The sequence below is a fragment of the Sphingobium sp. R-21 genome (assembly GCF_049913335.1).
In the GTDB taxonomy this organism is placed as follows: Bacteria; Pseudomonadota; Alphaproteobacteria; order Sphingomonadales; family Sphingomonadaceae; genus Sphingobium.
In genome coordinates this window covers 330,417-343,408 of sequence record NZ_CP184375.1, presented here as the reverse complement: position 1 = coordinate 343,408, position 12,992 = coordinate 330,417, and the positions used below count along the sequence as shown (strand labels likewise).

Genomic DNA, 12,992 nt, shown 5'->3' with positions numbered 1-12,992 from the left:
CATGAACGAAGCATTCCCGATCTATGTGGTGGACGATGACGAGGCGATCCGGCGGTCACTGTCCTTCATGCTGAGGACGAGCGGCTTCGCCGTGAAGCTGTTCGAAGGGGGCTCGCACTTTCTGAAGGAGGCCGCCGCGCTGGAGCCGGGGTGCGTGCTGCTGGACGTGCGGATGCCGGATATTGACGGGCTGGCGGTGCAGCGCGAATTGCGGGCGCGGGGAATCATGCTGCCCGTGGTGATCATGACCGGTCATGGCGACGTCGACATGGCGGTGACGGCGATGAAGGCGGGCGCCAGCGACTTCATCGAAAAACCGTTCGAGAAGGCAGCGCTGCTGGCCTGCGTCGATGCAGCGCGCCGGACGGCCGTGGCGGACCGCGGCGCAAGCGCAAGGGCGGAAGATGCGCGGGCACGGCTCAACATCCTGACCGATCGCGAGCGCGAGGTGCTGGACGGGCTGGTCGAAGGGCTGCCGAACAAGACCATCGCTTATGATCTGGGCATCAGCCCGCGCACGGTGGAAATCCACCGCGCCAACCTGATGCAGAAGCTGGAGGTGAAGAGCCTGGCCGAAGCATTGAGGATCGCCTTCCATGCCGCCGCGGAGAAGGACGAGGCATAATCCGGTTGCGGATTGTCCGTCGCCTGCGCGACCGAGGGCACTCAACCCAGCAATATCGCCCAGCCCAACAGGATACAGCCCGCGCCCGCCAGGATCGACATCGCGCGACCCCATGGCAACAGCTTCTCCAGCGCGACCAGCAGCGTCAGCACGGCTATCCAGGCCAGATTCATGATTCCGCCGACAAACAGCAGCGCCATCAGCATCCAGCAGCATCCCACGCACCAGGCGCCATGACGCGCACCCAGGCGCAGCGCGCCGGTCCATCCCGGCCGATAGTGGCGGCTGAGGAATATCGCGGGATTGCGGCACTCGCGCAGGCAGGCGTCCTTCCATGGGCTGATCTGATAGACGCCAGCCGCGATCAGCAGAGCGGCGGCCAGCGAAGGGCTGGACGTCGCCATCGCCATGGAGGACAGCAGCGCCGCCGTGGCCAGACGCCATTGCGCCAGAGTGGCGACCAGGGAGAAAAAGCCCCAGATCAACAGATAGCCCAGGGTGAAACTTTCCGTGGCGGGCCGTGTCGCGGCGGGCACCGCGCGAGCATAGAGCAGGATCATGGGCGCGGCGGAAGGCAGCATCATCGCAACCATCATCACCCACCACATGGCGAAGGTCATGAGGAACTGCGCCGCCGTCCATGGCATATCGCCGGGCATCATCATTGCCAGCATGGGGTCTTCCGCCAGTCCAGCCGGAAGCCATGACGCGCCGGGGGCCATGCCCATGCCCGCACCCGAAAGCAGCCAGCCCCAGGCCAGCACGATCATCACCGCCAGGGCGGCAAGGGAAATCAGGTGATGCCGGGCGAGCACCGTACGGAATGCCGACACCGTCAGCCCCTGACCACGCCGTGACTGTCGAGGTGCAGATAGGCGAACTGTCCGTAGCTCGCCGCATGGTCCAGCCGCATTGGCGCAATGGCGCGGCTGGTCCCGGAGCCGACCTCCGCCACTTCATATTCGAAGCCGTCGGGCAATTGAATCCGCGCCCGGATTTCCGATCCGTCCACCGGGCTGCGGATCGGTTCGCCGTCCATCTCCAGATGGCCCGGAATCCGCAGGCGGCCCTTGCGTCCTTCCACATCGACCTCGAAGTCGACGGGGACGAAATTGGGTTCATGCATGGTCGTGATGGTGGAGGCGAAGACAGCGAAGACCGTCGCCATCGGTGCGGTGTCGCCGCCGGTCATGATCGTCAGCAGGGCATCGCGCTGCGCCTGCGTCGCCCGTTCATCGACGAAGGCGGCGCATTCGCCCTGGCCTTCATGGATCGGCCCAGGCCAGCGGAAGACGGCAGCGATGTTCAGGCCGGCCAGGTCGATATTGCCATGCCGGCCCTCATCGATGGCGAAGCCGAAGGCGGCCTGGCAATGCCCCTTGTCCGGCAGGCCGCCGAACTGACAGTTGCAGCCATATTCGCAGTTGCAATTGGCGAACTCGCGCCCCCTGAGCATCCAGTAGACCATGGTCCGACTCCCTCACAGCCCGCAACGATCATAGCAGATTCACGCAGCCGCGTCGCGTTTTCGGCGGAAGGGATAGAGGAATTGCGCGCGATATCCCTGGGGCACCTGTTCGGGCACGCCATAGCCCGTCGGCCATGCGCCGTCAGGCAGATGATGGGTGCCGAACAAACGGTCGAGAAAGGGGAAGTGGATCGCGAAATTCTTGTCGACCGCAACTTCTTCTATCGCATGGTGCCAATGGTGGAAGCGCGGGGTCGCGACGATCGCGCCCAGGCGATTGAAATCACCGCGCAGATTGGCGTGGAGGAGCGAGGAGTAGATATAGACGAAACCGATATAGGCCTGCATCACCAATGGCGAAAAACCGAAAGTGAGCAACGGCAGGGACGTCACGCCGCGCAGCGCGATGATCTCGAAGAAATGCATGCGCGCGCCCGCCAGCCAGTCCATGGATTTGGCCGAATGATGGACGGCGTGGAAACCCCAGAGAAAGGGGACGCGGTGGAAGGCGCGATGAAACCAATATTGGACGAAATCGGTCAGCAGCACCACTTCCAGGAACTGCAACGGCCAGGGCTGGCTGGCGATCATGCCGCGTATGCCTGCCAGGCCGGCCGTGTTGGCGTTGATAAGGCCGGATGGCGCCAGCGCAAGGAAGGTGATGAGCTGCACCATCATCGAACTGATCAGATAATAGAACAGGTCCTCCCGCCATTCCTGGCGAAACAGGCGCTGCTGGGCCCTGTGCGGAAAGAGGCGCTCGATCGGGGCGAACATCAGCCCGGTCGCCACCATGTTGACGGCGAAGAAATCCAGCCCGAAGAACACGCCCCAGTCATGGGTCTCCTGCGGCTGGACTTCCGCCCCTCCCAACAGGGTGGCGAACAGCGCGGCAAGGAGCGCGGTCGCGCCGATGGCTTTGCGTGTACGCAAAAGCAGGCTGAGCAACGCCAGCGCATAGCCGCCGATCAGAAGCGCGTGGACCAGAGGACGCAGCCCGCCCCACGCATGCAGCGCCGCCAGTTCGGGCGTCGAAAACCAGTCTGGCCAGCGTAGCGCCATAACCAGGCAAAGCCCGGTGAGGCTGAGCAGCAGCGCGAAGAAGCCCGAGAACCAACCGCTGCCAAGGCGCCGCACCGCGAGCGGCGATTGCAGGTCGCGTTCCAGGCTGTCGAACCAGTTTGCCACGATATGTCCCCTCTTGCCGCCCACCCGCCCATAGGGAGCGCCCACCGATATGTTAGAGCCTTGCCCCCGCCGCCCTCAAGCTTTCCTTGACGCGCGCCGTGGCCATTTCGAGGGGGGCAGTCTCACCCAACAGGGCAAAGCTGCCGTTGAGGGCGAAGGTGCAATGGCCGTGCACCGTGGCCACCAGCGATCGCGCGAGCCGCGGCGCGCCATCCCTGGCGCTCGGCGGCAGGACGGCGGCGACTTCGCGCACGACGACTTCCGTCAGCCCCGCCCGCTGCCGCGCATAATCCTCCGGCATGGCGACGCCAGGCGGCAGGCGATGGTCGTAGATCGCCATCCAGATATTCGTGTTTTCCGAGGCGAACTGGAAATAGCCCTCCACCAGCGCCGCGATCCGGTCCTGCGGCTGGCCGGCAAGGCGCTTTTCCAGGAAGGCGGCCCATTGGTCGAAGGTGCGCGTGTTGATGGCGACGACCAACCGGTCATAGCTGCCAAAGACGTTGTAGAGCGTGCCCACCGAATAGCCGATGCGCTTGGCCACCTCTCGCGAGGAAAAACGGGCGAAACCGGCCTCCGCCATGTGCCGGTGGCCTTCTTCAAGGATGAGCGCCTCCAGTTCCTCGCGGCTATGATCGGATCGTCTGCCCATGCGAACAACGGATAAGAGAACAATTAGACGCTGTCTAATTATTTTATTGAACAGTGTTGAATTTTTGGGTAGCCCTCATGCCATAGGCGGGGTTTACAGGGATTCGACTCATGCTCGTGACACTGGTTCTGCTGGTTTTCGGAATAGTGCTGTTCGACATGCGCGGACGGTTGAAGGCAACCGAGAAAAGGCTGGCACTATTGGAAGAGGTTATGGGAAATGCCTCTTCCCCCATGCGCCACGACCATCCCCGCGAGGATGAGGATGACGAGCCCGCGCAAGGGACGTCCGCACCCGCCCGCGTGGTGGAGCGGGATATCACGCCTCCTGCGCCAGCGGTCATATTGAGCCGTCGTTCCGGCGAAGACGGAACGCCCTCCACCCAAGCCGCCACCACGGATGCGATCGAGGAGACGGGTTCTCTCGCCCCGGAACATGATCGGATCGAAGCGCAAGCCATCGCCCCTGAACGCGCCCGGCCTGCCCGCGCCACCTTCAGTTTCGAGGAACTGTTCGGCCGCCAACTGCCGATATGGGCGGGCGGAGTGACGCTTGCCGTCGCGGGCGTGCTGCTCGTCAAATATTCCATCGATGCGGGATTGCTCTCACCGCTGGTGCGCGTGCTGTTGGGACTGTTGTTCGGCGGAGCGCTGATCGGCGGGGCCGAGGCAGCGTTGCGGCTGGAGGAACAGGTGCGCGACGCCCGGGTGCGGCAGGCGCTGGGGGGCGCAGGGCTGGCGACACTCTACGCAGCGATCCTGGCGGCGCACATGCTGTACGGTTTGGTGGGGCCAGGCGTCGCCTTTGCGGGGCTGGCGGGCGTCACCGGGCTGGCCATGGCGCTGTCGCTGCGCTTCGGCGCACCCAGCGCGCTTCTGGGACTGGTCGGCGGACTGGCGGCGCCCGCTTTGGTCAAGGCGGGGCAACCCAATATACCGTTGCTGAGCTGCTATCTCGCCCTGGCGGTAGGCGGTCTTTGCATGCTGTCGCGCACCCAGCGCTGGATGTGGTTGGGCATAAGTGCGCTGGTGGGCGGAGCCGGCTGGGGCGTTGTCATGCTAGCCATGGGCGCGCTGGATTGGGCATCATCGCTGTCGATCGGCTTGCTGGTGCTGATGCTGGGCGTGGCTTTGCCCGTCCTCGCCTTTCCCGGAACGCGGGCGGCGCTGCTGCGCACGGGCGCGGCATTGGCAGCGGCGGCGCAGATGGCGGCGCTGGTTGCGACGGGCGGCTTCGGCCTGTTGCAATGGGGACTGTTCGGACTCTTGTCGATCGCCCTGGTCTGGCTGGGACGGGAGGCGGCATTGCGGCCGCTGGCGGCGGTCGGGGTGAGCGTCGGGCTGCTTCTGACGGCGGTGTGGCCGGCGCCGGAAACAGGGCATTTCGCATTGGTGATGCTGGGCTTGACGGCGATTTACGGCGGTACGGCCCTGCTTCGGGTCTGGCGCAGTGGGCTTGTCGAGGCAGGGCAGATCGCAGGGTTGGCGCTGGGCGGCTTTGCCGTGGCGCTGGGACAGCTCTGGCGGGCCGGGCTGGATGGGGAATTTGCCCTGCTTGCGCTGGCCGCAGCCGGATTGCCGGGCGTGGCCATGGCAATGGGCTGGCGTTGCGAAACGCGACACAGGGACGCGCGCTTCGTAACGCTGGCGAGCGCGGCAGCGTTGCTGCTGGCTGTGGCGGGCGGACTGGGACTGCCGCAATGGATGCTGTCGATCGTGATCGCGGCCCTTGCCGTTGGCCTGCTGGCGCTGGCGGAGCTGGCGAAGGATAGACGGGTCGAATGGAGCGGCTGGAGCGGCTGGAGCTTCGCCTTCATCGCCCTGGTGGTTCTGGCCGGATCAGACGAGGTCGCCAGGCTGTGGGGCGATGGGGCGGATGTTCCGGGCTGGCAGGGCGTCCTCCGCTGGACGGCGGGCGCGGCGATGGCGACTCTCTTCGCCTGGCGCGCACGCTTTGCCGAGGGACGGATGGTGGCGCAGGGCGTGGCGGTGCTGCTCGCCTATGGGACGGTCGCGCAAGCCGTGCCGGCGCTCTGGCTGCCGGTGGCAGCTGCCCTGGGACTGGCTGTGTTGGCGCAAGGGGTGCGCAAGCTGTCGCTCCGGTCGACCATGCCCGCCCTGGGAGTCGCCTTGACGGTGGTGATGCTTTGGGCCGGCTGGCCTCTGGCCCTGTGGCTCGGCCGGGCTTTGCTGTCACTGGTGGGCGAACCCGTGCTGGTGAGCGATCTGCCTCCGATTGGCGAGGCGATGCGGCGGCTGGCCCTGCCTGCTGCGGCGACGGGATTTGCCCTATGGCGGAACGGTTCGATCATGGGTCCGATCGGGCAGCGGATCGGCTGTGCCGTCGTGGGAGCGCTGGGCGGCATTGCGGCGCATATCGCGTTCAAGCAGATCTTCGGCCTGGCGAGCCTTGGGGACGTGACGCGCCTCGCTCTGGCGGAGCGGACAGTTTGGGAGGGGATACTCATCATATCGGGGTTCGTCGCATGGCGAGGTGGGATCGCCCTGCCGCATTCCATGCCACCAAAGAACGACACGCGCCTTTCTGCGGCGCGGGCCAATGGGACGATTTCAGGGCGATTGGTAGGGACTATCCTCGTCGGCGCGGGATTGGGCCACTTGGTGGTTTATTCGCTGCTGCTGCACAATCCCCTCTGGTTTCCGCAGGTGGTGGGAAGCTGGCCCTTGTTCAATCTGCTGCCTGTCCTGCTGGCCCTTGCCTTCGTGGCGCTCGAGGTCGCCGACGACTGGTTGCCGCGCGTTGCGGATGGGGTCCGCATGGGTTTGATCTCGCTGGTCGGCCTGGCGATGCTGCGGCAGCTTTTCGTCGGGCCTCTGCTGACCGTGCCGGGAGTCAGCGCGACGGAGGATATTCTCCGGTCGGTGCTCGCCCTGGCGCTGGCGATCGGCTTCCTGCTCTGGGGCATCCGCAGGCAGGCGCGAGACTGGCGGATCGCTTCGCTGCTGCTGATGCTGCTTGCCGTGGCCAAGGTGTTCCTGTTCGATGCTTCGGGATTGACGGGGCTGCTGCGGATCGCATCGTTCCTGGCCCTTGGCTTCAGCCTGATCGGCATAGGGTGGCTCTATAATCGCCTGTTGCGCGAGCCGGTTAACAACTCCGCGACTATTGCTGCATAATGCGTGAAGGACGGGGGTAAGAAAATGTCCGCACCTGATCTGTCATTGCTGGGTAAGCGCCGTTTCGCGCCATTGTTCGTGGTTCAGTTCCTGGGCGCCTTCAACGATAATCTGTTGAAGTTCGCGCTGTTGTTCCTCGCCAATTTCGGCCTGTACCGGGCCGAGCCGGACAAGGCGGAGATGCTGGCGACCATCGCCACGGGCCTGTTCATCCTGCCCTATTTCCTCTTTTCCGCGCTGGCCGGCCAATTGGCCGACGCCTGGGACAAGGCGAAACTGGTGCGAGCGGTGAAGGCGGCGGAAATCATCATCATGACCCTCGCCGTCACGGGCTTCTGGCTGGAATCGGTGCCGCTGCTGCTGTCCTGCCTGTTCCTGATGGGACTGCATTCGACCATCTTCGGGCCCGTCAAATTCTCCATCCTGCCACAGCATCTGCATACCGATGAGATCATGGGCGGCACCGGCCTGATCGAGGCGGGAACATTCCTCGCGATATTGAGCGGACAGTTGCTGGCCGGCGTGATCCCGCCCTGGGAAGCGGGATTGGTGGCGGTGGGGCTGGCGACGCTGGGCTTCCTGGCCAGCCTTGCGATTCCCTCGGCACCGACCGTGGTGCCTGGCCTGCGGATCGAGCGGAACATCTTCAAGAGCACCTGGCATATATTGAAGGCGGCGCGGCACGGGCGCGGCGTGTGGCTGTCGATCCTGGGCATCAGCTGGTTCTTCGCCGTGGGCGCGGTGTTGCTAGCCGAGTTCGCTCCGCTGGTGAGCGGCGTGCTGAAGGCGAAGCAGGAGGTCGCGACCTTTTTCCTGCTGATCTTCTCGATCAGCGTGGCGCTGGGGTCGATGCTGGTGAACCGGCTGCTCGGCGGGCAGGTGTCTGCGCGCTTCGTGCCGGTGTCCGCGCTGACGCTGGCCGGATTCATGATCGACCTGTGGCTGTCGACCAGTTCCTATGCGCCCGCGCATTCGGGCGCGGGCATCACGCAATTCGTGGCATCGCCGGGAAGCTGGCGGATCATGGCCGACCTCACCGGCATCGCCTTTTCAGGCGGCATGTTCATCGTGCCGCTCTATGCGATCCTTCAGACGCATAGCCCGCGCGAAGAACGATCGCGCACCATTGCGGCCAACAATATCGTCAATGCGGCGGTCACGGTGGCGGTCGTCACGGCGGTGACGGCGATGCTGGCGCGGGGCGAGAGCGTGCCCGGCGTGATCGGGGTGATGGGCTTTGCAACCCTGGCAGTGGCGCTGATCAGCTGCTGGCTGCTGCCGGAAACGGTGATCAAGGCCATAGTGCGCGGGATGCTGCGGCTATGCTATCGGGTGCAGGTGGTGGGAGCCGAGAATATGCCCGGCGCGGGCGAACCGGCCGTCGTCGTGGTCAACCATGTGTCCTTCCTCGACGGCCTGCTGCTGGCCGCCTTCCTGCCGGGCAAGCCGACCTTTGCGGTGCACACGCGGATTGCCAGGGCGTGGTGGGTAAAGCCGTTCCTCTCGCTGTTCGACGCCTTTCCAGTCGATCCGACCAATCCGCTGTCGGCCAAGGCGATGGTGAAGGCTGTGCGCGAAGGACGGACGCTGGTGATCTTTCCGGAGGGGAGGATCACCGTCACCGGGGCCTTGATGAAAGTGTTCGACGGCCCCGGCATGGTCGCGGACAAGGCCGATGCGCCGATCATTCCAGTGCGGATCGACGGCGCGCAATTCACGCCCTTCTCGCGCCTCAGAGGCAAGGTCCGGCTGCGGCGCTTTCCCAGGATCACGCTTACCGTTCTGCCGCCGCGCCGTTTCGCCATAGAGGGCGAAATGACGGCGCGGGCACGGCGCGCGATCGCCGGTCGGCGGCTCTATGACGAGATGAGCCAGATGATGTTCGCGACGTCCGACACGGACAGGACCTTGTTCGAAGCGCTGCTGGAGGCGAGCCACGTGCATGGGCGCGGATCCCCCATCGTCGAGGATGTGAAGCGCGATCCGCTGACCTACGGGCGGCTCATGACCGGATCGCTTGTGCTGGGCCGTATCCTGGCACGATCGACGCGACAGGGCGAGGCGGTCGGCGTGCTGTTGCCCAATGTGGCGGGGGTAGCCGTGGCCTTCTTCGCCTTGCAGGCCGGCGGACGGGTGCCGGCGATGCTGAACTTCACCGCCGGGCTGGCCAATCTGAAAGCCGCCTGCATGGCGGCCGGCATTCGGACGGTGATGACGGCACGAACATTTGTCGAGCAGGGCAAGCTGGGCGACATCGTCGCGGGGCTGGAGGCTGAAGGGATCACCTTCCTCTGGCTGGAGGATGTGGCGGCAGGCATCGGCCCCGGCGCAAAGCTGCGCGGCCTGATCGCCAGCCGTTTCGCCGGGCGGGCGCACAGGCGGCTCAAGGTTTCGCCGGACGATGCGGCGGTGATCCTCTTCACCAGCGGATCGGAGGGCCTGCCCAAGGGCGTCGTGCTGACGCATCGCAATCTTTTGTCCAACTGCCGGCAATTGGCGGCCAGGATCGACTTCAACTCCGCCGATGTGGTGTTGAATGCCCTGCCGGTGTTCCACAGTTTCGGCCTGACCGGGGGCACTTTGCTGCCGATCTTCCACGGGGTTAAGACGCTGCTTTATCCCAGCCCGCTGCATTACCGGATCGTCCCGGCGCTCGCCTATGACGCCAATGCGACCATCCTGTTCGGCACTGACACCTTCCTGTCGGGCTATGCGCGAATGGCGCATGGCTATGACTTCTATTCGCTGCGCTACATCTTTGCCGGCGCCGAACGGGTGCGGGACGAGACGCGCAAAATCTATGCCGAGAAATTCGGATTGCGCATCCTGGAGGGCTATGGCGCGACGGAGGCGGGGCCGGTGATCGCCGTCAACACGCCGATGCATTTCCGCGCCGGGTCTGTCGGCCGGCTGCTGCCGGGGATCGAAGCGCAGCTGGACGATGTGCCGGGGATCGAGGAAGGCGGCCGGCTTTCGATCCGGGGGCCGAACATCATGGCGGGCTATATGAAGGCGGATGCGCCGGGCGTGCTGCAACCGCCGGAGGAGGGCTGGCACGATACCGGCGACATCGTGACCATCGACGACCAGGGATTCGTGACGATCCGGGGACGAGCGAAGCGCTTTGCCAAGATCGGGGGCGAGATGATCTCCCTGCCTGCTGTGGAGGGCTATGCCTCGGCCATATGGCCGGACGCGGATCATGCGGTGGTGACGCGGCCCGATGCGCGCAAGGGGGAGCAACTGGTGCTGTTCACCACTGCGCAGGACGCGAAGGCGGCGGCATTGCAGGCGTGGGGCAAGGCGAATGGTGTGGCGGAGCTGGCGTTGCCGCGCGATATCAGGGTGCTGGACGCGCTGCCACTGCTCGGAACCGGGAAGACGGACTATGCGTCCATGACGCAGATGGCGGCCGGGTAGGAAGAGATCCATCCCTGTCGACGACGCGTGGGGAGAAATCGGATGGTGGAACGGCCTTCGCGATTGATGCGGCGCCTGCTGGTCGGGAAGGTGCGGGGCGTGTTTCACGACAGCGCGGCGGGTCAGGCCCCGGTAGTCGCGTCGGACCAGGCGCTCTATCCCCCGGGCGCTGTGATCCGGCGGGTGCATGGCGATGTCACCAGCATGATGATCGGCGGCGTCAGCGCATTGCTGCTCCAGATGCTGCATCCCGCGGCGCTCGCGGGCATATGGGACCACAGCCGGTTTCGCGATGACATGCTGGGCCGATTGAGGCGGACGGCGCGCTTCATTGCCGTGACCACCTATGCCGAACGGGCGGAAGCGGAGGCAGAGATCCTGCGGGTGCGCAGGGTGCATGAGCATGTGCGCGGAACGCTCCCCGACGGGACGGCTTATGCCGCAGGCGATCCGTGGCTGCTTGCCTGGGTGCATGTTTGCGAGGCGACGAGCTTTCTCGACGCTTGGATGGCCTATGGCGAACCGTTCATGCCGCTGGCGGAACAGGATCGCTATTTCGCGGAGGCCGCGCTCGTGGCGCGGGCTTTGGGCGCCGATCCGGTGCCAGAGAGCCGGGCGGAGGCCAGAGCATTGATGACGCGCTTCCGCAGCGAACTTGCCGTGACGCCGCGCACGCGGGAGGTGGCCCGGATCGTGCTGCGGCAGCCGGCACCCTCCCTGGGGTTGATGCCGGCGCAGGCGATGATGATGCAGGCGGCCGTGACGCTGCTCCCCGGATGGGCGAGGCGGATGCATGGTTTTTCCATGCCTGCTCTTGCACGGCCGCTGGTTCGGGCCAGCGCCTTCGCGCTGGCGGGGACGATGCGATGGGCGTTCAAAGCGGAGAGGTAACGTTTCAGATTTTCGCGCCTGGTGATCAAGATATTTCATTTTGAAGGAATAATGGCGACAAACTGAAACCCGTTTTCTCTTCGAAGCTGCGATAAGATGCGCATGGCATATGTGATGGACCGCTCCGCAGACCTTCTGCACCGGACAATCCAGGGTTGTGGCCAGGGTTGTGGCCAGGATTATGCAGGGGCTGAAATAGCATGTTGATGCAGGAATCGGTGGCGGACCGCGAAATTTTCAGCCGTCTGGCGATCCAGCCTCCTGACGCGCTGCTGGGCCTGATCGGCCTGTATCGCGCGGACAGGCGGCCGGGGAAGATTGATCTGGGCGTCGGCGTGTTCCGGGATGATGCCGGTCGGACGCCGGTAATGCGTGCGGTGAAGGCGGGTGAGGCGAAGCTGCTGCGGGACCAGGAGAGTAAATCCTATCTGGGCGCCGAGGGTGACATCCGCTTTGTCGAATTGCTCGCGGAGGTGGCTTTCGGAGCCGGCGCGGATCGGCCGGTCGGGATCCAGACGCCCGGCGGCACCGGGGCTTTGCGGCTGGGCGCGGAACTGATCGCGCGCAGCAGACCCGACGCGACGGTATGGATCGGGACGCCGACCTGGCCCAATCATGCGCCGATCTTTCGGGAGGCGGGGATGATGACCCGCACGCACCGTTTCTACGACGTGGCGAGCGCCGCGATCGATTTCGACGGCATGATAGAGGATCTGCGCGAAGCCAAGGCGGGCGACGTGCTGTTGCTGCACGGCTGCTGCCATAACCCGACCGGAGCGGACCTCAACAGCGCGCAATGGCAGGAAATTGGCCTGCTTTGCGCGCGCCGGGCGCTGGTGCCGTTCATCGACCTCGCCTATCAGGGACTGGGCGATGGGCTGGAGGCCGATGCGGCGGGAATGCGCGGCCTGCTCGACATGTTGCCGGAGGCGCTGGTCGCCTATAGCTGCGACAAGAATTTCGGGCTGTATCGGGAGCGTGTAGGCGCGCTGTGGGTGCAATCCGGTGCGGCGGAACTGGTGCGCAGCAACATGCTGGCGCTGGCGCGGTCGCTCTGGTCGATGCCGCCGGATCATGGCGCGGCGGTGACGAGACTGGTGCTGGAGGATGACGCGCTGCGCGCCGATTGGGTGTCGGAACTCGATGCAATGCGGGCGCGCATCAACGAACTGCGCTCGGTGCTGGCGGCAAGTCATCCCCGGTTGGCGGCCATAGGCGATCAGCGTGGCATGTTTGCGCTATTGCCCCTGACGCCAGAGGCCGTTGATGCACTGCGCCGTGACCATGGCATCTACATGGCCGGCAATGGACGCATCAATATTGCCGGCCTCACGCTGGAAACCGTTCCTGCTTTCGTTGCGGCCCTTGCATCCTATCTGTAATCGACGGCCAGAGCGGATCGAGGAGTTCGTCAGTCGATAGCAGTTGAGGATATAGTTTAGCCCGTTTTGGACTTAATATATCCCCATCGGCTACCTCTTGCGTGATCCAAGCCCGCAAAACGCTGATTTGCAATCCGCCGACCGCATATCCCCGCGCCAATACTTTTCACCGTAACGGTTGCTTCTTTCATGCCCTGACAACAGCACTAGGGCTATGAATTTTCCAGTT

The 12,992-nt window shown here is 64.9% G+C and carries 9 protein-coding genes; 5 read left to right on the top strand and 4 right to left on the bottom strand.

The genetic code is table 11. The annotated features are described in order from the left end of the window. Window position 1 precedes the first annotated feature (1 nt). Window positions 2-625: a response regulator FixJ gene (fixJ, locus tag ACN9MX_RS16370; protein WP_363736833.1), complete on the top strand. Its 624-nt coding sequence runs from the start codon at window positions 2-4 to the stop codon at window positions 623-625. 41 nt (window positions 626-666) lie between these two features. Here the strand turns inward: fixJ and ACN9MX_RS16365 are convergent, their stop codons facing one another. The 4 genes from ACN9MX_RS16365 to ACN9MX_RS16350 are packed head-to-tail and all read right to left on the bottom strand — an operon-like array spanning window position 667 to window position 3,933. Beyond that, window positions 667-1,458, bottom strand: coding sequence for a DUF2182 domain-containing protein (locus ACN9MX_RS16365; protein ID WP_363832473.1), 792 nt, complete (start codon window positions 1,456-1,458; stop codon window positions 667-669). Window positions 1,459-1,460: 2 nt separating this feature from the next. Continuing rightward, window positions 1,461-2,093: a DUF1326 domain-containing protein gene (locus tag ACN9MX_RS16360; protein WP_363736831.1), complete on the bottom strand. Its 633-nt coding sequence runs from the start codon at window positions 2,091-2,093 to the stop codon at window positions 1,461-1,463. Between the two features lie 39 nt (window positions 2,094-2,132). After that, the gene (locus ACN9MX_RS16355; RefSeq protein WP_363832475.1) at window positions 2,133-3,281 is read right to left on the bottom strand and encodes a sterol desaturase family protein; all 1,149 of its coding nucleotides are present in this window, start codon (window positions 3,279-3,281) and stop codon (window positions 2,133-2,135) included. Window positions 3,282-3,333: 52 nt separating this feature from the next. Beyond that, the gene (locus tag ACN9MX_RS16350) at window positions 3,334-3,933 is read right to left on the bottom strand and encodes a TetR/AcrR family transcriptional regulator (RefSeq protein ID WP_363736829.1); all 600 of its coding nucleotides are present in this window, start codon (window positions 3,931-3,933) and stop codon (window positions 3,334-3,336) included. Between the two features lie 110 nt (window positions 3,934-4,043). On the opposite strand from ACN9MX_RS16350, the gene ACN9MX_RS16345 reads away from it, so the two are divergent. The 4 genes from ACN9MX_RS16345 (at window position 4,044) to ACN9MX_RS16330 (ending at window position 12,763) form a co-directional block, all read left to right on the top strand. Next, window positions 4,044-7,070 carry a DUF2339 domain-containing protein gene (locus tag ACN9MX_RS16345; protein WP_363832478.1) on the top strand — a complete coding sequence of 1,009 codons (3,027 nt, stop codon included), beginning with the start codon at window positions 4,044-4,046 and terminating at the stop codon, window positions 7,068-7,070. Window positions 7,071-7,094: 24 nt separating this feature from the next. Next, on the top strand, window positions 7,095-10,490 hold the full coding sequence (locus tag ACN9MX_RS16340; protein ID WP_363832481.1) for an acyl-[ACP]--phospholipid O-acyltransferase: 3,396 nt from the start codon (window positions 7,095-7,097) through the stop codon (window positions 10,488-10,490). A gap of 45 nt (window positions 10,491-10,535) precedes the next feature. Continuing rightward, window positions 10,536-11,381, top strand: a complete 846-nt coding sequence (locus ACN9MX_RS16335; RefSeq protein ID WP_363832704.1) for an oxygenase MpaB family protein — start codon at window positions 10,536-10,538, stop codon at window positions 11,379-11,381. A gap of 200 nt (window positions 11,382-11,581) precedes the next feature. Further along, window positions 11,582-12,763, top strand: coding sequence for an amino acid aminotransferase (locus ACN9MX_RS16330; RefSeq protein ID WP_363736821.1), 1,182 nt, complete (start codon window positions 11,582-11,584; stop codon window positions 12,761-12,763). The last annotated feature ends 229 nt before the right edge of the window (window positions 12,764-12,992 follow it).

Bases quoted from the DNA above. Each gene is read 5' to 3' on its own strand.
- fixJ (WP_363736833.1), top strand. From the start codon at position 2: ATGAACGAAGCATTCCCGATCTATGTGGTGGACGATGACGAGGCGATC.
- ACN9MX_RS16360 (WP_363736831.1), bottom strand. From the start codon at position 2,093: ATGGTCTACTGGATGCTCAGGGGGCGCGAGTTCGCCAATTGCAACTGC.
- ACN9MX_RS16350 (WP_363736829.1), bottom strand. From the start codon at position 3,933: ATGGGCAGACGATCCGATCATAGCCGCGAGGAACTGGAGGCGCTCATC.
- ACN9MX_RS16345 (WP_363832478.1), top strand. From the start codon at position 4,044: ATGCTCGTGACACTGGTTCTGCTGGTTTTCGGAATAGTGCTGTTCGAC.
- ACN9MX_RS16340 (WP_363832481.1), top strand. From the start codon at position 7,095: ATGTCCGCACCTGATCTGTCATTGCTGGGTAAGCGCCGTTTCGCGCCA.
- ACN9MX_RS16330 (WP_363736821.1), top strand. From the start codon at position 11,582: ATGTTGATGCAGGAATCGGTGGCGGACCGCGAAATTTTCAGCCGTCTG.